Origin of the sequence: Pseudomonas sp. Xaverov 83, from assembly GCF_019352905.1 — a bacterium.
GTDB classification, from domain to species: Bacteria; Pseudomonadota; Gammaproteobacteria; order Pseudomonadales; family Pseudomonadaceae; genus Aquipseudomonas; species Aquipseudomonas yamanorum.
In genome coordinates, this window is the sequence record NZ_JAAAFU010000057.1 from 30,106 (window position 1) to 49,033 (window position 18,928).

Below are 18,928 nucleotides of genomic sequence, written 5' to 3' on the forward strand. Positions count from 1 at the left end.
GGACGCTCACTCATAGAGCGGAGCCTGGCATGACTGAGTTGATCCTGCACCACTACCCGCAATCCCCGTTTGCCGAAAAAGCCCGCCTGTTGCTGGGCTTCAAAGGGCTGTCCTGGCGTTCGGTGCACATCTCGCCGGTGATGCCCAAGCCAGACTTGACCGCCCTCACCGGTGGCTATCGCAAGACCCCGGTGTTGCAGGTGGGTGCCGATATCTACTGCGACACCGCGCTGATCGCGCGCCGCCTGGAGCAGGAAAAGTCCGCGCCGGCACTGTTTCCCCAAGGCCTGGAACTGGTCAGCCAAAGCTTCGCCGCCTGGGCTGATTCGACGGTGTTTTCCCATGCCGTGAGCCTGGTGTTCCAACCGGAGTCCCTGGCGGTCAAGTTCGCCAAAGTACCGCCGGAAATGCTCCAGGTGCTGGTGGCCGACCGCAGCAAATTGTTCAGCGGCGGCACGGCCATCCGTGTGCAGCTGGATCAGGCCAAGCATCAATGGCCGGTGATCATCGGTCGTATCAATCAGCAGTTGCAGCACCAGCAGGGCGACTTCCTGTTTGGCGAGCCGTCGATTGCCGACTTCGCCCTGGCGCACCCGTTGTGGTTCCTCATGGGATCGCCGGTGACCTCGCCGCTGGTGGAAACCTATCCTGCCGTGGCCGCCTGGCTGGCCCGGGTGTTGGGTTTCGGTCATGGCACGTCGAGCCAGATGAGCGCCGAGCAAGCCCTGGAAGTCGCGCGCAATGCCACGCCCGCCAACCTGCCGGAAGAAATTTTCGAAGACCCGAATGGCTTCAAGCCTGGCCAGCAGGTGACCGTCAGCGCCACCGATTACGGCACCGATCCGGTGGCTGGCGAGTTGCTGTTTGCCGGCCGCGAAGCGCTGATTCTGCGGCGCACCGATGAACGCGCCGGCACTGTGCATGTGCACGTTCCGCGCTTCGGATTTCGGATCCAACCGGCGTGACTGAAATTATTTTCAAATCAGTGTGAGGTAAACCTGTCGGCCATCCGTGTAGTGCTTGAAACTGCGATTAATTCGCATTAACAGCGTTTTTACACACGGGTTCTCAAGCATGAAGTCCAGGGCAACGTCGGCGGGTTCGGTTAAACATTGGCTGGGAGCCTCGGTATTGGCGGTTTCGGGGCTGGCGCTGCTGCCCCTGGGCGTAGCGCAGGCGGCTGAGGCGCAGCAGCAGAGCACGCTGTTCAACTTTGCCTTGGCCGCCAAGCCGCTGCCCCAGGCCTTGAGCGACTTCACCCGGGTGACCGGCATCAGCGTGGTCTACACCGACGAAGCGCCCTACGCCATCAAGGCCCCGGCCATCACCGGGCAGATGAGCGCGGCCCAGGCCATGCAACGGCTGCTGGGCAACTCCGGCTTCACTTTCCGCCAGATCGACGCCCGCACCCTTGCCCTTGAGCCACTGCCGACCGACGGCGCGCTGAACCTCGGCGCCACTACCATCAGCGGTGCCGCCCTGGCCTCGGATACCACCAGCTATCAGCCGCCGCCTACCAGTTCGGTGATGCGTTCCCACGGCCTGCTGCTGGAAACCCCACAAACCGTCAACGTCGTGCCGGCCCAGGTGATTCGCGATCAACAGCCGCGCAACCTCGACGACGCCCTGGCTAACGTCAGCGGTATTACCCAGGCCAACACGTTGGGCAGCACCCAGGACGCGGTGATGTTGCGTGGTTTTGGTGACAACCGAAACGGTTCGATCATGCAGGACGGCATGCCGCTGGTGCAGGGCCGCGCGATGAACTCCACCGCCGAGCGCGTCGAAGTGCTCAAGGGCCCGTCGTCGTTGCTGTATGGCATCCAGGATCCGGGTGGCGTGGTCAACATCGTCAGCAAGAAACCCGAGCTGACTCAATCCACTTCGCTGACGGTGCGTGGCTCGACTTTTGGTGACGGCAAGAACGGTAGCGGCGGCAACCTGGATACCACGGGGCCGATCGGTGACAGCGGGTTGGCGTATCGCTTGATCGTCGATCATGAAGACGAAGATTACTGGCGCAACTACGGCACACACCGCGAGAGCCTGATCGCACCGTCGCTGGCCTGGTACGGCGAAAAGACCAAGCTGTTGTTTGCCTATGAGCACCGGGAGTTTCTCTCGCCGTTTGATCGGGGGACTGCGATTGATCCCAAGACCAACCACCCGCTGGATATTCCGTCCACTCGCCGCCTGGACGAGCCCTTCAATAACATGGAAGGCCGCTCCGACCTGTACCGCTTCGAGGCCGACCATGACCTGAATGACGACTGGAAAGCCCACTTCGGCTACAGCTGGAACCGCGAGACCTACGATGCCAGCCAGGTGCGTGTGGTGAAGGTCAACACCAACGGCACCCTGACCCGCAGCATGGACGGCACCCAGGGCGCATTGACCACGGATCGCTTCGCCACCGCCAGCCTTGAAGGCAAGGTCAACGTCGCCGGCATGCAGCACGACCTGACCTTCGGCCTGGATGACGAGTACCGCAAGATCTACCGGGCCGACCTGATCCGCCAGTCGCCCCGTGGCACGTTCAACTACAACGATCCGGTCTATGGCAATGAAGTAGTGGGCACCACCGTCAGCGCGCCGGACAGCAACCAGATGGACCTGCTGCGTAGCGACTCGTTGTTCCTGCAGGATGCGATCCACCTCACCGACCAGTGGATTCTGGTAGGCGGCGCGCGTTATCAGATGTACGACCAATACGCCGGCAAGGGCGTCCCGTTCACCGCCAACACCGACGGCAATGGCCAGAAATGGGTGCCACGCGTCGGCCTGGTGTACCGCTACACCGACGAGCTGTCGTTCTATGGCAGCTACACCGAGTCGTTCAAACCCAACTCCACGATCGCGCCGCTGGCCAATAAAACGAGACTGGATGGCAGCCTTGAGCCGGAGCAATCGAAGTCCTGGGAATTGGGGACCAAACTCGATATATCGGGCCGCATCACCGCCAGCGCCGCCCTGTTCAACATCGAAAAACGCAACGTGCTGGTGCAGGTGGGCGATGGCCTGACTTCGGTGTACAGCGTCGCCGGCAAGGTGCGCTCCCGTGGTCTGGAACTGGATGCCAGCGGCCAACTGACCGACAAGTGGAGCGTGATCGGCAGCTATGCCTACACCGATGCCGAGGTTACTGAGGACCCCGAATACAAAGGTAATCGCCTGCAAAACGTTGCGAAGAACACTGGCTCGCTGTCGGCGGTGTATGACTTCGGCAGCCTCTTGGGCGGCGACCAACTGCGGGTCGGCGCCGGTGCACGGTATGTCGGCGAGCGTTCGGGCGATGCGGCCAACAGTTTCGACTTGCCGGGTTACACAGTGGCCGACGCCTTCGCCACCTACGACACCAAGGTCGACGGTCAGAAGGTCAAGTTCCAGCTCAACGTGAAGAACCTGTTTGACCGTACCTATTACACCTCGGCCGTGAACACCCAGTTTGTCTCCATCGGCGACGCCCGTCAGGTGTCCGTCTCCAGCACCCTGGAGTTCTGATGAAACACTGGTTACTGGCAGCACTGCTGATCAGCGGCGCGGCATCGGCTGATGACTCGACCTACCATCGCGAACACCGGGTGACATTGCCCGGCTCCGGCCACAGTTGGGGTTTTGTCGGGCTGGACCCGACCCGGCCGTATCTGTTCCTGGCTCGCCGGGAAAACGGCCTGAGCGTGTTTGATGTGAAACAGCAGCGCCTGGTCGAGACGGTGGCGCAGTCCGAAGGCGCCAACGGCGTGGTGTTCGTGCCTGAGGTAGACCGGGTATTCGTGCTCAACACCGACGGCAGTCTGAGTGTGGTGCAGTTATCCACACTCACATTCCTGAAGCGCATCCCGGTGGCGCAAAGCAACCTCAACAGTGCAGTGTACGAGCCATCGACGGGCAAGGTGATTATCATCAGTGGGCGTCGGGCGGATCGTTCGACGCTGTTTGAATTCGACCCGAAACAGGAACGAATCACCGGCGCCCATGAACTGGCGGTGAAGAAAATCGACCCGCTGCTGATCAAGGGCGACGGCAGCTTCTTCCTGCCGATGCGCGATGAAGGCAAGGTCGCCCGTTATTCGGCGAGCACCTTTGCGTTGCTCGACACCTGGCAGTTTGCCGATTGCCCCAAGCCCAGCGCATTGGCCCAGGACGTGGTGCGCCAGCGACTGTTTGTGGCGTGTCGCGGTGAAGTGCCGGTGTTGATCGTTGCCGACCGGAAAACCGGTGAAGTAAAGGCGAAGCTGCCGATCACCCGCGACGTCAACGCCCTGGCCTACGACGAGCAGCACCGGCGCTTGCTGATCCCCAGTGGCGTCGATGCCAACCTGACGCTGGTGGATCAAACGGATGCCGACCACTACGCCGTACGCGCCAGCGTCAGCACCTTGCCGATGGCCTACAACATGGCGTTCGACCCGGCGAGCCAGCGGGTATTCCTGCCGGCCATGGACTTTACCCAGCCGGCGCCGAGCAAGGCCGAGCCCAAACCGGACCCGCTGTTTCATGCCAATACGTTTTCCGTAACGACCTACGGGCCTTGATTGACCGGGAGGAATTCCACAAGCTGCGCACTCTCGAAATTCAAGGACTACCAGGTTTATGCGGTTGGGACGATGGACACACGCCGGCGGGCTGCTGCTGGGCTTGAGCTTGTTGCTGGGCGGTTGCGCCACGGCACCGAAAACTTCCACCAGCGCCACCCTCGACCAGTTGCTGGCCGACCCGGCGTTGCACGGTGCCAGTGTGTCGCTGATGGTGCGCGACGCCCGCAGCGGCAGCACGCTCTACCAACACAACCCACGCACACGGCTGACGCCGGCCTCCAGTCTCAAGTTGCTGACCACCGCAGCGGCGATGGATGTGCTGGGGCCGCAGTATCGGTTTTCCACGCAACTGTTGAGCGACGGCATCCGCCAGGGCGCGGTGCTTAACGGCAATCTCTACTTGCGCGGCCTGGGCGACCCGACGATCCAGTGGGCGGATTACCAGGCACTGGCCGCCAGCCTGGCGCAGCAGGGCATCCGGCAAGTGCAGGGTGACCTGGTGTTCGATGACACGTTCTTCGACGCCGAGCGTCTGGGCACCGATTGGTCCCAGGACGATGAAAGCACCTACTACGGCGCGCAGATTTCGGCGCTGACGGTGTCGCCCAATGACGACTTCGATGCGGGCTCCCTGCTGGTCACAGCCAAGGCGCCGGTCGTGGCGGGGCGCCCGGTGACGGTGGATATCAGCCCGGCGACCGACTACGTGCAGATCGGCAACCGTGCCGTCAGCGGCCCGGGCAACAGCTATGGGATCAATCGCCAGCACGGCACCAACCTGCTGCGCCTCAGTGGCGCATTGGCCCCGGGCAAGCAGAGTCGGCAATTGGTCAGTGTCTGGGAGCCGACGCAACTGGTGGCCAATCTGTTTGGGCAGGCGTTGGCGCAGCAGGGGATTGTCGTGCAGGGGCGTCGGATGATCGGGGGTGTGACGCCGACCACGGCGACAGTGCTCGCGATGCATGAGTCGGCGCCGCTGCAGGACTTGATCACGCCGTTGCTCAAGCTTTCCAACAACAACATGTCCGAGGCATTGCTCAAGAGCATGGGGCGCAAGACCGTGAATGCCGGTACGGCGCCTGCCGGTGTAGCGACGGTGGCTGGGTTCCTGAAGCGTCAAGGGATTGATACGGCAACGTTGAATCAGGTGGACGGTTCGGGGTTGTCCCGACGTAACCTGGTGTCGTCGCAGAACCTGACGGACGTGCTGCTGGCCGCCAGCAAACAGCCTTGGTTCAACGCCTGGTACAACGCGTTGCCGGTTGCCGGTAACCCGGACCGCCTGGTGGGCGGGAGCTTGCGCTATCGCCTGCGAGGCACAGCGGCGGAAAACAACCTGCACGGCAAGACCGGCTCCATGAGCGGCGTGTCGTCGTTGACCGGGTATGTCACCGATGCCAAGGGGCGCAAGTTGGTGTTTTCGATGGTGACCAACAATTACGTGGTCGCAGGCGCGCGGGTCAAGGCGCTGGAAAACCGTCTGGCCACGGCACTGGCCAACAGCACGGACTATTGAACACCGAAGATCAAATGTGGGAGCGGGCTTGCTCGCGAATGCGGTGGATCAGTCAGTACATGTGTTGACTGCCACACCGCCTTCGCGAGCAAGCCCGCTCCCACATTGGACCTGTGCAGTCAGGCGGATTGCATTTCAAGGCAGGAATGCCTGCCGGTATTCCCCGGGCGTCGCACCCATCGCCTGGCGGAACCGGTTGGTAAAGTGGCTGGCGCTGGAAAACCCGCACGCCAGCGCAATCTCGCCCAAGGGCAATGCCCCGCCACGCAACAACTCCCGGGCGCGGGCCAGGCGCCGCGCCAGCAGGTACTGGTGGGGCGGCAGGCCAAAGCTCTCGCGAAACATCCGCGCGAAGTGGTACTCCGACAAGGCGCACAACCCTGCCAACTGCCCCAGGCTGATCGGCTCGGCCAGTTGCTGGTCGATGTGCTCCACCAGTTGCCGACGCTGGTGGGCGGCCAGCCCGCCTTTCAAACGCAAACCCTCACGCATCCCCACCTGACTGAGCAAGGTATGGCTGAGCATTTCATGGGCCAGGCTACTGGTCAGCAGGCGCTCGCCGGGCTCTTTCCAGTTCAGGCTGATCAACTGGTGAAAGCGCCGGGCCTGCTGCGCGTCGTCGAGGAAGGTGCTCTCACGCAACTGCAACTCGCGGGGCTCACGGTCCAGCAAGGTCACGCAGCCCAAGGCGAATTGCTCCGGGCTGAAATACACGTGGGCCAGGCGGATTTCGCCGTTGATCACCCAGGCCGACTGATGCTCCGCCGGCAGGATGCACAGCTTGTCCGGGCCGCCCTTGGTGCCGGGCTGGTCGCGGCGAAAGGTGCCGGTGCCGCCGCCGATGTAGCAGGACAGGGTGTGATGGTCGGGGGCTTCGTAATCCTGGGCGTCGTGATGGTTGCTCCACAAGGCTGCAGACAAGCCGTCACCGAGCTCGGCGCACAGCTCGAGGCGAGCGTTGGGCGAGCGGTTGAGGGATTGAAAGACTTGCAGGGTTTCCAGTGGCGGCATATTCGTACTCTCTGACAGCTTGCATCCTACTCCCAGCGGCGATTCCTGTGATCCCGGCAGCCGACAAAAGCGCAAGAATGTGCAAGAGGCTGGGTGCCGCCCGGGGTGAAACTGTGGCTCAACCCTCGGAGCCCGCCATGAACCTTTTCCTGTATTTACTCACCGTACTGATCTGGGGCACCACGTGGATTGCCCTGAAATGGCAGCTGGGCGTGGTAGCGATTCCGGTGTCCATCGTCTATCGCTTCGGCCTGGCGGCGCTGGCGCTGTTCGTGATGCTGCTGCTCAGCCGCAAGCTGCAGGTGATGAACCGCCGTGGGCATTTGATCTGCCTGGCCCAGGGGCTGTGCCTGTTTTGCGTCAACTTCATGTGCTTTCTCACCGCCAGCCAGTGGATTCCCAGCGGGCTGGTGGCGGTGGTGTTCTCCACCGCGACCTTGTGGAACGCACTGAACGCCCGGGTGTTTTTCGGCCAGAAAGTCGCACGCAATGTGTTGATGGGCGGCGGCCTCGGGTTGCTGGGCCTGGGGCTGTTGTTCTGGCCGGAACTGGTGGGGCACACCGCCAGCCCGCAAACCTTGCTCGGCCTGGGTTTGGCGCTGCTCGGCACGATGTGTTTCTCGGCGGGCAACATGCTGTCGAGCCTGCAACAGAAGGCCGGCCTCAAGCCGCTGACCACCAATGCCTGGGGCATGGCCTATGGTGCGTCGATGCTGGCGATGTACTGCGCGGTGCAGGGTATTCCGTTCGACATGGAATGGAACAGCCGCTACATCGGTTCGTTGTTGTACCTGGTGATCCCGGGTTCGGTGATCGGTTTTACTGCCTACCTGACCCTGGTCGGGCGCATGGGGCCGGAGCGGGCGGCGTATTGCACCGTGCTCTTCCCGGTGGTGGCGTTGAACGTCTCGGCGTTTGCCGAAGGCTATCAGTGGACAGCGCCCGCGTTGGCGGGGCTGGTACTGGTGATGCTGGGGAATGTGTTGGTGTTTCGTAAGCCCAAGGCCAGCGCGCCGATCAATTCAATCTACAAGGCGAAGCAGGTCTAGTGTGGAAGCTGTGGAGCCCAGGCAAGGCTGCGATGCAGGCGCTGCGGTTTTGCAGGTGCATTGCGGTGATGCCATCGCAGCCTCGCTAAAGCTCGACAGATCCCACATTTAATCTCCTTTACCTGAGAATCACCGTTCGCTACTTCAGGCCCAGGCGCTTGGCCATCCGTCCCAGGTTGGCCCGGTCCAGGCCCAGCTCACGGGCGGCGCTGGCCCAGTTGTGCTGGTGGCGTTCCAGGCAGGCACTGATGACCTGGCGCTGGTAGTTCTCGGTGGCCAGGCGCAGGTCGCCGGTGACGTTCGGCGCTGGCTCGGGCTGCGCTTCGAGCGGTGGCGCGGTGGCATTCGGCAAGTCCAGGTCTGCTGCGCTGAGGCTGAGAATCTTCGGCCGTTCCCGGCAGTTGCCCAGGGCTTTCAGGGCGCTGCGGCCGATCAAGTGTTCCAGTTCGCGCACATTCCCCGGCCACGTATAAGCCAGCAGTGCCGCCTGGGCATCGCTGGTCAGGCGCAGGCTGCCCAGGCCCATGCGTGAGCGGTTCTGTTCAAGGAAAAAACCCGCCAGTAACAGCACATCGCGGCCGCGCTCCCGCAGCGCCGGGACTTGCAGCGGGTACACACTCAAGCGGTGATAGAAGTCGGCACGATAGCGGCCGCTGCGTACTTCTTCGGCCAAATCCCGGTTAGTGGCAGCGATCAGGCGCACATCCACCTGATGCTCCTTGTCAGACCCCAGGCGCTGCAACTGACCACTTTGCAGCACCCGCAGCAGCTTGGCCTGCACGGTGAGGGATAATTCGCCCACTTCATCCAGGAACAGCGTGCCGCCATTCGCCAGCTCGAACTTGCCCCGGCGTTCGTTCAGCGCACCGGTAAACGCCCCGCGCACATGGCCGAACAGCTCGCTTTCCACCAGGGTTTCCGGCAGGGCGGCGCAGTTGAGGCTGATCAGCGGTTTCTCGGCGCGGGATGAGGCGGCGTGGATCGCCTGGGCCACCAGCTCTTTGCCGACGCCGGTCTCGCCGGTGATCAGTACGGTTAAATCGCTGCCGCCCACCAGGTTGATTTCTTCCACCAGGCGTTTGTGGGTCTTGCTCTGGCCGATCATCTCCTTGTGCTGCTGGCCGCTGGCCTGGCGGTAGATTTCGGCCCGCTGGTGTTCGTCTTCGGCCCGCAGGGCCAGGCGTTCGATGCGTTCGGCAACATTCACCGTTGCGGCAGCAAGGCTGGCGAAGGCTTGCAGGGCGTCCAGCTCCACCCGTTCGAAGCGCTCGGTGTCCAGGGCGTCGAGGGTCAGCAGGCCCCAGGGCTGGTCGTCTACGAACAGCGGGCAGCCCATGCAGTCATGAACTTCAAGGTGTCCATGCAGGCCATCCACCAAACCGTCATAGGGGTCGGGCAGTTCGCTGTCGCTGTCAAAGCGGGTGGGGCCGGGGCTGCTGAGCAGCACACCAAAGCGCGGATGCTCGCTGACCTTGAAGCGCCGGCCGAGGGTGTCGGTGCTCAAACCATCCACCGCCAGCGGCACCAGCCATTCGCCGTCGAGGCGCAGCAGGGCGGCGGCGTCGCAGGGCAGCAGGGCGCGCATGGCCTGGAGCAGGCGCCGGTAGCGCTCGCCTTCGGGCAGTTCGCGGGACAGGTCGGCGACCAGGGGCAGCAGGGTGGTGAGCAGCGGCTTCGCAGTCATAATGACTCCTTGTAGTCATAGTGACTATAAAGTGTAGGAGGTCATACTGACTACATCTAATTCAAGCTTCTGATTTATAAGGTTTTATTAGTTGGCATGAATACTGAGTAACAAAGGGTAATCAGTAAGAAGACTCAGGAGTCTGCCATGCTTAGTGCCCAAGACCGTGCCATCGTCAAATCCACCGTGCCCCTGCTGGAAAGTGGCGGCGAAGCCCTGATCACCCATTTCTACCGGATGATGCTGTCCGAGTACCCCGAAGTTCGCCCGCTGTTCAACCAGGCCCACCAGGCCAGCGGCGACCAGCCCCGGGCGTTGGCCAACGGCGTGCTGATGTACGCCCGCCACATCGACCAGTTGGACCAGTTGGGCGACCTGGTGGCGAAGATCATCAACAAGCACGTGGCCCTGCAGATCCTGCCGGAGCATTACCCAATTGTCGGTACCTGCCTGCTGCGAGCGATTTCCGAAGTGCTGGGCAGTGAAATCGCCACCCCTGAAGTGATGAGCGCCTGGGGCGCTGCCTATGGCCAATTGGCCGACATCCTGATCGGTGCCGAAGCGGCTATCTATAAAGAGAAGGAAGAAGCGCCGGGCGGCTGGCGTGGTGCGCGGCCTTTCACCTTGGTCAAGCGGGTGGAGGAGAGCGCGGAAATCATCTCGTTCTACTTCGCGCCTGTGGATAAAGGCCCGATCCTGGCGGCTGAGCCCGGGCAATACATTGGCATGAAGCTGGTGCTGGAGGGCGAGGAAGTGCGCCGCAACTATTCCCTGTCGGCGCGTGGCGACTCGGGCCAGTACCGCATCAGCGTCAAGCGCGAAGCCGGTGGCCGGGTGTCGAACTACCTGCATGACCAGTTCCAGGTGGGCGCAACCATCGATCTGTTTCCGCCATCGGGGGAGTTCACGTTGGCGGCCAGCGACAAGCCCCTGGTGCTGATCAGTGGCGGTGTCGGCATCACGCCAACCCTGCCGATGCTGGAAGCGGCCCTGGCCACCGAGCGCCCGATCCACTTTATCCACTGCGCGCGTAACGGCGGGGTGCATGCGTTCCGTGAGTGGGTGGATGGCCTGGCCGCGCAGCATCCGCAGCTCAAGCGTTTTTATTGCTACGCCGAAGATGATGGCGTGAGCCCGGCGGCGGACAAGGTTGGCATGCTGAGCCAGGAGCAACTGGCGGCGTGGTTGCCCCAGGAGCGGGACGTGGATGCGTATTTCCTGGGGCCTAAAGGCTTCATGGCGGCGGTCAAGCGTCACTTGAAGGCCTTGGGCGTGCCGGAGAAGCAGAGCCGGTATGAGTTCTTTGGGCCGGCGTCGGCCTTGGAATAACTTACTCGGTCAAAAATGTGGGAGCGGGCTTGCTCGCGAAGGCGGTGTATCAGAAGCACATTCAGTGACTGACACTCCACCTTCGCGAGCAAGCCCGCTCCCACATTTTGATCTCCATTTTCCCTGATTAATCTCCTGTTAATGCCTCCTGTTTAAACCTCCTCACGCCAACAGCTCAACTTTCACCGTCCACGTGTAAACTTGCGGCCATTGGCACAACCAACATTGGCTAAAGGGAAACGGGGATGATCGACGAATTGCGTTTGGGCAGGGAGCGACGCTTTCTGGTACTGCTGGGCATTATTTGCCTGGCGCTGATCGGCGGGGCGCTGTACATGCAGGTGGTGCTGGGCGAGGCGCCGTGCCCGCTGTGCATCCTGCAACGTTATGCCTTGCTGCTGATCGCGATCTTCGCCTTCATCGGTGCCGCCATGCGCACCCCCCGCAGCGTCACGGTGTTTGAAGCACTGGTGACACTCAGCGCCCTCGGGGGTGTCGCTGCCGCCGGCTATCACGTGTACATCCAGTTCTTTCCGAAGGTCAGCTGCGGCATCGATGTGCTGCAACCGATTGTCGATGGCTTGCCGCTGGCATCAGTGTTTCCCCTCGGCTTCCAGGTCGACGGTTTCTGCGAGACGCCTTACCCGCCCGTTCTCGGCCTGTCCCTGGCCCAATGGGCGCTGGTGGCCTTTGTGCTGACGGTGATCCTGGTGCCACTGGGCATTTACCGTAATCGCCAGAGCAAAGCCTGATCCGTAGATGATCAAACGCCCCGGCCTTCCTATAAGAAGGCCGGGGCGTTTTTGTTTGTAGGCATTTTGTGAAGGGACCGTGACGCGGGGCAAGTTTGGGTGCGCGCAGCATGCGACATGTTGTCACACGGAAGCTGTCGCAGGACGTTTCTCACGCCCGTAAACGCGGCATAAATTTGCATGGAACGGCGTTTTGTGGCTGTCAGTTCGTCGTCTGGCCGGTGCCGCGAGCGGCTTGAGCTCCGTGACATTGCCTGATGTCTGAATGCCTTGTTTTTAGGGCACTTGGATGCATTTTCGATGCCCCTACAGCTTGTGGGGGATGTGGCGAAATGCCCAATAACACGGCATTTTTTGTGGTTTTTGTCGAGAATCAAACGCGATACGATCGCGGACCTTTGCAATAATGGTGAAGGATTATTGCTGGAAACGATAAAAATTATTTCTGGATAAGACATGGTTTATACATCGCTAGCTAACTACAATCGCCCGCATTGAATGTCCGGTGCTGCTCACCCCTGAGCAAACTAGGGCGGTCGAGAAGCGGATGTAACGTTTCGTGCGATCCCAGGTGCCGGCAGCCTTTCAACTATCCGCACCAAATGGAATTGGTCTGTAACAAGGCCTTTGACCAACGAATTCGAATAAGAACTCACCGCTAGCCCGGGACGTGTCGATTCGCGCAAGGCGCGACGGGCAGGCCCTTATTCAATCGAAGAGAAATGCCAACCCTTGGCAGGGTGAAGTGTTGGCGATCAAAACCCAACTGCATTGCGCAAGCTGCTTTAGAGGTCGTGAGATGAGTAAAAACAGGTACCCCCGATTACTAGGCTTTTTGCCGCTGCTTGGCATGATGTTAATGCTGGGAGGCTGCAAGTGGACCTTGCTCGACCCTAAAGGTCAGGTCGGTCTGGATCAACGCAACCTGATCATCACCGCCACCCTGCTGATGCTGTTGGTCGTGGTGCCCGTGATCATCATGACGTTCGCGTTCGCCTGGAAATACCGCGCGTCGAACACCAGCGCCACCTACGCGCCGAAGTGGTCGCACTCCACCAAGATTGAAATCGCGGTGTGGCTGGTGCCGATCCTCATCATCATCGCCCTGGGTTACATCACCTATAAGTCGACCCATGAGCTGGACCCGTACCGTCCGCTGGACTCCGACGTCAAGCCGATCAACATCGAAGTGGTCGCGCTGGACTGGAAGTGGCTGTTCATCTACCCGGACCTGGGTATCGCCACGGTGAACCAGATCCGGTTCCCGGAGAACACCCCGCTTAATTTCCGGATCACCTCCGACGCCGTGATGAACTCGTTCTTCATCCCTGCACTGGGTGGCCAGATCTACGCGATGGCAGGCATGCAGACCCGTCTGCACCTGATCGCGAACGAGAAAGCTGAAATGGAAGGCATCTCCGCCAACTACAGCGGTGCTGGCTTCACCGGCATGAAATTCAAAGCGATCTCGACGAGCCAGGAAGATTTCAACGCCTGGGTAGCCGAAGTCAAGGCCGCACCTAAACAGCTTGATCAAGCTGAATACGACGCCCTTGCCAAACCAAGCCAGAACAACCCAGTCGCCCTGTACTCCACGTACGAGCCGGACCTGTTTCAGAAAATCGTCGACAAGTACGAAGGTATGAAGCCAGGCAAGCCGATCGAGCACGAGAAGAAAGAAGTGGCCGCGGTTGAAGGTTCTGACACGGGCTCGCATTCAACTGCTGGGGCAGAGGAGTAAACGATGTTTGGTAAATTAAGTTGGGATGCGGTCCCGTTCCACGAGCCGATCGTGATGGTGACCATCGCCATGATCGCGCTGGGTGGTCTGGCACTGTTTGCAGGTATCACTTACTTCAAGAAGTGGACCTACCTGTGGACCGAGTGGCTGACTTCGGTCGACCACAAGAAAATCGGCGTCATGTACGTCATCGTTGCCATGGTCATGCTGCTGCGTGGTTTTGCCGACGCCATCATGATGCGTACCCAGTTGGCCATGGCCACCGAGGGTTCGCCTGGCTACCTGCCTCCTGAACACTATGACCAGATCTTCACCGCCCACGGTGTGATCATGATCATCTTCATGGCGATGCCTTTCTTCACCGGCCTGATGAACCTTGCCTTGCCGCTGCAGATCGGTGCGCGTGACGTTGCGTTCCCGTTCCTGAACTCCCTGAGCTTCTGGCTGCTGGTGTCCGGCGTGGTACTGATCAACCTGTCCCTGGGCGTCGGCGAATTCGCCAAGACCGGTTGGGTTGCGTATCCGCCATTGTCGGGCCTGGCCTACAGTCCGGGCGTGGGTGTGGATTACTACATCTGGGCGCTACAGTTATCAGGACTCGGGACGACACTGACGGGGGTCAACTTCCTGGCCACCGTCTTGAAAATGCGCGCCCCGGGCATGAAGCTGATGGACATGCCGATCTTCACCTGGACCTGCACCTGGGCCAACGTTCTGATCGTTGCATCGTTCCCGATCCTGGCTGCAACCATGGCGTTGCTGTCGCTTGACCGTTACCTGGATTTCCACATTTTCACCAATGAACTTGGTGGCAATCCGATGATGTACGTGAACCTGTTCTGGGCATGGGGTCACCCTGAGGTGTACATCCTGATCCTGCCAGCGTTCGGTATCTTCTCTGAAGTGATCTCGACCTTCTCGGGCAAGCGCCTGTTCGGTCACCACTCGATGATCTATGCCTCGGGCGCGATCTCGGTACTGGGCTTCATGGTTTGGCTGCACCACTTCTTCACCATGGGTTCGGGGGCCAGCGTCAACGCGTTCTTCGGACTGGCGACGATGCTGATTTCTATCCCGACGGGGGTGAAGCTATTTAACTGGCTGTTCACCATCTATCACGGTCGTCTGCGTATCACCAGCCAGGTTCTTTGGACCCTGGGCTTCATGGTGACCTTCGCGATCGGCGGCATGACCGGCGTACTGCTGGCCATCCCGGGTGCTGACTTCGTACTGCACAACAGCCTGTTCGTAATTGCTCACTTCCACAACGTGATCATCGGCGGCGCAGTATTCGGCTACATCGCAGGTTTCAGCTTCTACTTCCCGAAAGCGTTCGGCTTCAAGCTGCACGAAGGCTGGGGCAAGGCTGCATTCTGGTTCTGGATCTCGGGCTTCTTCGTCGCGTTCATGCCGCTCTATGCACTGGGCTTCATGGGCATGACCCGTCGTCTGAACGCCACCACCAACCCTGAGTGGGTACCGTACCTGTACGTTGCCATGGTCGGTGCACTGATGATCGCTGTCGGTATCGCCTGCCAGTTGATTCAGCTGTATGTCAGCGTGCGTGATCGCAAGCAGAACATGTGCGAATCCGGCGACCCATGGAATGCACACACCCTGGAATGGTCGACTTCGTCGCCACCGCCGTTCTACAACTTTGCCGTACTGCCGAAGGCCGACAGCATCGATCCGTTCACCGAAGCCAAGGAAGACGGTACTGCGTACCAGAAGCCAGCACGTTATGAACCGATCCACATGCCTAACAACACCGCTACCGGCGTTGTGATGGGCGCGCTGTTGACCGTGTTCGGTTTCGCGATGATCTGGCACATCTGGTGGCTGGCCATCGTCAGCCTGGTGGGTACCATCGGCTACTTCATCGTTCACGCTGCCCGTGATGACCAAGGCTACATGGTGCCGGTCGACGTGATCGAACGCATCGAAGCCGAGCAACACGCTCGCCTGGTTGCCGAGAAGAAGATCCCGGCCAACCGTGTTGAAACCTCGTTGGAACAGGCTTAAACCATGTCGAACTTAGTGACCAATGCTGGACACGCCCATGTCGATGACCATGGGCACGATGACCATCACCACGACTCGGGGCCAATGACCGTATTCGGTTTCTGGCTCTACCTGATGACCGACTGCATCTTGTTTGCGTCGATCTTCGCGGTGTACGCGGTACTGGTAAACAACGTAGCGGGTGGCCCGTCGGGCCACGACATCTTCGAACTGCCTTACGTGCTCGGCGAAACCGCCTTGCTGTTGTTCAGCTCGATCACCTACGGCTTCGCCATGCTGGCCTTCTACAAGGGCAGCAAGAAAGGCGTCCTGAGCTGGTTGGCACTGACCTTCCTTTTCGGCCTGGGCTTCATCGGCATGGAGGTCAACGAGTTCCACCTGCTGATCTCCGAAGGTTACGGCCCGCACCGTAGCGGCTTCCTGTCGGCGTTCTTCACGCTGGTAGGGACCCACGGTCTGCACGTGACTGCCGGTCTGATCTGGATGGCGACCATGATGTATCAGGTCAACAAGCATGGCCTGACCAACACCAACAAGACGCGCCTGAGCTGCCTGAGCCTGTTCTGGCACTTCCTGGACGTGGTCTGGATCTGCGTCTTCACCGTTGTCTACCTGATGGGGACTCTGTAATGGCTAATGCACATTCCCATGACAGCCACGATGACAGCCACGGCAGCGTCAAGTCGTACGCCATTGGCTTCATCCTGTCGGTCATCCTGACGCTCATCCCGTTCGGCCTGGTGATGTACCCGACCTTGCCGAAATCGATCACCTTGATGATCGTCCTGGCGTTCGCGGTGATTCAGGTTCTGGTTCACCTGGTGTACTTCCTGCACCTGGACCGCTCGAAGGCTCAGCGCGATAACGTGATTGCGTTCGTGTTCGCAGGCTTGGTGATCCTCCTGCTGGTTGGCCTGTCGGTATGGATCATGTTCAGCATCCATACGTTCATGATGGCGAAGTGAGGTAAGACCCGATGTCGCTTAAGCACTTTATCCAAATCACCAAACCGGGGATCATTTTCGGTAACGTGCTTTCTGTGGCAGGCGGTTTCTTCCTGGCCTCCAAGGGGCATGTCGATCTGGCCATTTTCCTGGCAGCGATGATCGGCACGTCCCTGGTGGTAGCTTCCGGTTGTGTATTCAACAACTGCATCGACCGCGATATCGACATCAAGATGGAACGCACCAAGAATCGTGTGCTGGTCCAGGGCCTTATCTCCCTGAAGCTGGCACTGATCTTCGCGACCGTTTTGGGTATCGCCGGCGTGGTGTTGTTGTACAAGGTGGCCAACCCGCTGGCGGCGCTGTTTGCCGTGATCGGCTTTGTCATCTACGTCGGCTTCTACAGCCTGTACCTCAAGCGCAAGTCGGTTCACGGCACGCTGGTGGGCAGTCTGTCGGGGGCGATGCCGCCGGTGATTGGTTATGTGGCTGTGACCAATAGCTTCGACATGGCCGCGCTGGTGCTACTGGTGATGTTCAGCCTGTGGCAGATGCCGCACTCCTATGCCATCGCGATCTTCCGCTTCAACGACTACCTGGCTGCCTCGATTCCGGTTCTGCCGGTCAAGCGTGGCATCAAGGTAGCCAAGAAACACATCCTGCTCTACATCCTGGCCTTCCTCGTGGCGACCTTGATGTTGACCTTCAGTGGCTACGCCGGCATGAGCTACCTCGCCGTTGCCGCCGCCATGGGCATGTACTGGTTGTACATGGCCTGGACCGGCTACAAGGCGGTGGATGACACCGTCTGGGCACGCAAGCTGTTCGTCTTCTCGATCTTCACCATCACCGCCTTGAGCGTGATGATGTCCCTGGATTTCCAGGTGCCGAAAGAGTTGCTGCTGACGTACGCTCACTGAGTGATCAAGCAGTAAAAAACCCCGCCTTCGAAAGAAGCGCGGGGTTTTTTATTGAGGGGCCTTTAAACTATGCCAAATCTTACAAATGCAGGAAGCAGCGTGATGAGTAAAAAAGCCGTTATCGTATTCAGTGGTGGGCAGGACTCGACAACCTGTCTGATCCAGGCACTGCCGCTGTATGACGAAGTGCACTGCATAACGTTTGATTATGGCCAGCGTCATGTGGCGGAAATCGAAGTCGCGCAAAAACTCTCCAAGCAACTGGGTGCCACCGTTCACAAGGTGATGGACGTGTCCCTGTTGAACGAACTGGCCATCAGCAGCCTGACCCGCGACAACATTCCGGTACCCACGGTGAACAGCTCAGGCGAGAGTTTGCCGAGCACCTTTGTGCCGGGCAGGAACATTTTGTTTTTGACCCTGGCGGCGATCTACGCCTATCAGGTCAAGGCGCAAACCGTGATCACCGGCGTGTGTGAAACCGACTTCTCCGGCTATCCCGATTGCCGGGACGAGTTCGTCAAGGCGCTGAATAAAGCGCTTCAGTTGGGCATGGAATACGACGTGCGCCTGGAAACGCCGTTGATGTGGCTGAACAAGGCCGAGACCTGGGCCCTGGCGGACTATCACCACCAGCTGGACTTGATCCGCAACCAGACCCTGACCTGCTACAACGGCATTATCGGCACGGGCTGCGGCAACTGTGATGCGTGCAACCTTCGCGCGCGGGGCCTGAACGACTACCTGGAAAACAAGGCCGCCGTCATGCAGAGCCTGAAAAGCAAGCTGGCGTGATGTCGATCGTTCCCACGCTCCGCGTGGGAATGCATCCCGTGACGCTCCGCGTCACAAAGGCGGACGCGGAGCGTCCAAAGCGGCATTCCCACGCAGAGCGTGGGAACGAGCATCAGTTGGCGTATCGCCCGTGATGTAGCGCTTGAACAGCGAGCGGGCGCCATAGGCCGGCAGGATATTGAAGAAGGCAAAGCAGACCTTGATCGCAATCTGCACGTAGATCATGTTCAGGATGTCGCTGGTCTGCATGGCGCAGTAGAACGCGATGAAGCAGAACAGGAAACTGTCGATGATCACCGCGAAGAACGTACTCAGGAAAATCCGCAGGAATAAATACCTGGAGTTGGTCAGCTCTTTGATCTTGCACAGCAGGTACGAGTTGATGTTCTCCGACACCAGGAATCCCTGCGTTTGCAGGCCCAAACCTTGTGCGCGAGGTATCCCCTCGCGGATTACCTGCACAACTGAGCAAATATCCAAATGGATGTTTCATATTAGTGCGGGATGAATTGCTGTACGGTGTTTAAGCGGCTGTTATAGACGGTCGCGTTATTGCTCATATCCATAATTAACAAGCTGCATGACAGCTTGGCGTTCTCCTGGCAGTTATAAAAAGGGCTCTTAAAG

15 protein-coding genes and 1 pseudogene are annotated in these 18,928 nt (G+C 60.0%); 13 read left to right on the top strand and 3 right to left on the bottom strand.

Annotated elements, in window-relative coordinates; genetic code table 11:
* Positions 1-29: 29 nt before the first annotated feature.
* The 4 genes from K0H47_RS18600 to dacB all read left to right on the top strand — a co-directional run bounded on the left by K0H47_RS18600 (position 30) and on the right by dacB (position 6,054).
* Positions 30-965, top strand: a complete 936-nt coding sequence (locus K0H47_RS18600) for a glutathione S-transferase N-terminal domain-containing protein (protein ID WP_219273387.1) — start codon at positions 30-32, stop codon at positions 963-965.
* Between the two features lie 109 nt (positions 966-1,074).
* Entirely contained in the window at positions 1,075-3,501 is a 2,427-nt protein-coding gene (locus tag K0H47_RS18605; RefSeq protein ID WP_219273388.1) for a TonB-dependent receptor, read from the top strand.
* Complete coding sequence (locus tag K0H47_RS18610) at positions 3,501-4,535, top strand: YncE family protein (RefSeq protein WP_219273389.1); 1,035 nt, start codon at positions 3,501-3,503, stop codon at positions 4,533-4,535. Before K0H47_RS18605 ends, K0H47_RS18610 begins: the two co-directional genes overlap by 1 nt.
* 58 nt (positions 4,536-4,593) lie before the next feature.
* The gene (gene dacB / locus K0H47_RS18615) at positions 4,594-6,054 is read left to right on the top strand and encodes a D-alanyl-D-alanine carboxypeptidase/D-alanyl-D-alanine-endopeptidase (protein WP_219273390.1); all 1,461 of its coding nucleotides are present in this window, start codon (positions 4,594-4,596) and stop codon (positions 6,052-6,054) included.
* A gap of 135 nt (positions 6,055-6,189) precedes the next feature.
* Here the strand turns inward: dacB and K0H47_RS18620 are convergent, their stop codons facing one another.
* Positions 6,190-7,065 carry a helix-turn-helix domain-containing protein gene (locus K0H47_RS18620; protein WP_201140081.1) on the bottom strand — a complete coding sequence of 292 codons (876 nt, stop codon included), beginning with the start codon at positions 7,063-7,065 and terminating at the stop codon, positions 6,190-6,192.
* Between the two features lie 137 nt (positions 7,066-7,202).
* On the opposite strand from K0H47_RS18620, the gene K0H47_RS18625 reads away from it, so the two are divergent.
* The gene (locus tag K0H47_RS18625) at positions 7,203-8,114 is read left to right on the top strand and encodes a DMT family transporter (protein WP_219273391.1); all 912 of its coding nucleotides are present in this window, start codon (positions 7,203-7,205) and stop codon (positions 8,112-8,114) included.
* Between the two features lie 139 nt (positions 8,115-8,253).
* Here K0H47_RS18625 and norR read toward each other — a convergent pair whose 3' ends face one another.
* Positions 8,254-9,798, bottom strand: a complete 1,545-nt coding sequence (gene norR / locus K0H47_RS18630; RefSeq protein ID WP_219273392.1) for a nitric oxide reductase transcriptional regulator NorR — start codon at positions 9,796-9,798, stop codon at positions 8,254-8,256.
* Positions 9,799-9,945: 147 nt separating this feature from the next.
* On the opposite strand from norR, the gene hmpA reads away from it, so the two are divergent.
* The 8 genes from hmpA (at position 9,946) to queC (ending at position 18,301) form a co-directional block, all read left to right on the top strand.
* Positions 9,946-11,127 (top strand): NO-inducible flavohemoprotein, encoded by a 1,182-nt coding sequence (gene hmpA, locus K0H47_RS18635; protein WP_063027315.1) that lies wholly within the window; start codon positions 9,946-9,948, stop codon positions 11,125-11,127.
* A 245-nt stretch (positions 11,128-11,372) separates the two neighbouring features.
* Complete coding sequence (locus K0H47_RS18640) at positions 11,373-11,879, top strand: disulfide bond formation protein B (RefSeq protein WP_093205410.1); 507 nt, start codon at positions 11,373-11,375, stop codon at positions 11,877-11,879.
* Between the two features lie 799 nt (positions 11,880-12,678).
* Positions 12,679-13,620 carry a ubiquinol oxidase subunit II gene (cyoA, locus tag K0H47_RS18645; RefSeq protein WP_008435619.1) on the top strand — a complete coding sequence of 314 codons (942 nt, stop codon included), beginning with the start codon at positions 12,679-12,681 and terminating at the stop codon, positions 13,618-13,620.
* 3 nt (positions 13,621-13,623) lie between these two features.
* On the top strand, positions 13,624-15,642 hold the full coding sequence (cyoB, locus tag K0H47_RS18650) for a cytochrome o ubiquinol oxidase subunit I (RefSeq protein ID WP_003216371.1): 2,019 nt from the start codon (positions 13,624-13,626) through the stop codon (positions 15,640-15,642).
* 3 nt (positions 15,643-15,645) lie between these two features.
* The gene (locus K0H47_RS18655) at positions 15,646-16,272 is read left to right on the top strand and encodes a cytochrome o ubiquinol oxidase subunit III (protein WP_008435616.1); all 627 of its coding nucleotides are present in this window, start codon (positions 15,646-15,648) and stop codon (positions 16,270-16,272) included.
* The gene (gene cyoD, locus K0H47_RS18660; RefSeq protein WP_003216374.1) at positions 16,272-16,607 is read left to right on the top strand and encodes a cytochrome o ubiquinol oxidase subunit IV; all 336 of its coding nucleotides are present in this window, start codon (positions 16,272-16,274) and stop codon (positions 16,605-16,607) included. Before K0H47_RS18655 ends, cyoD begins: the two co-directional genes overlap by 1 nt.
* Positions 16,608-16,618: 11 nt before the next feature.
* Positions 16,619-17,506, top strand: a complete 888-nt coding sequence (cyoE, locus tag K0H47_RS18665; protein WP_017480052.1) for a heme o synthase — start codon at positions 16,619-16,621, stop codon at positions 17,504-17,506.
* Positions 17,507-17,608: 102 nt separating this feature from the next.
* Positions 17,609-18,301, top strand: coding sequence for a 7-cyano-7-deazaguanine synthase QueC (gene queC, locus K0H47_RS18670; protein ID WP_063027319.1), 693 nt, complete (start codon positions 17,609-17,611; stop codon positions 18,299-18,301).
* A 51-nt stretch (positions 18,302-18,352) separates the two neighbouring features.
* Here the strand turns inward: queC and K0H47_RS18675 are convergent.
* Positions 18,353-18,703, bottom strand: a pseudogene (locus tag K0H47_RS18675) (VUT family protein); the annotation flags it as partial.
* Between the last annotated feature and the right edge of the window lie 225 nt (positions 18,704-18,928).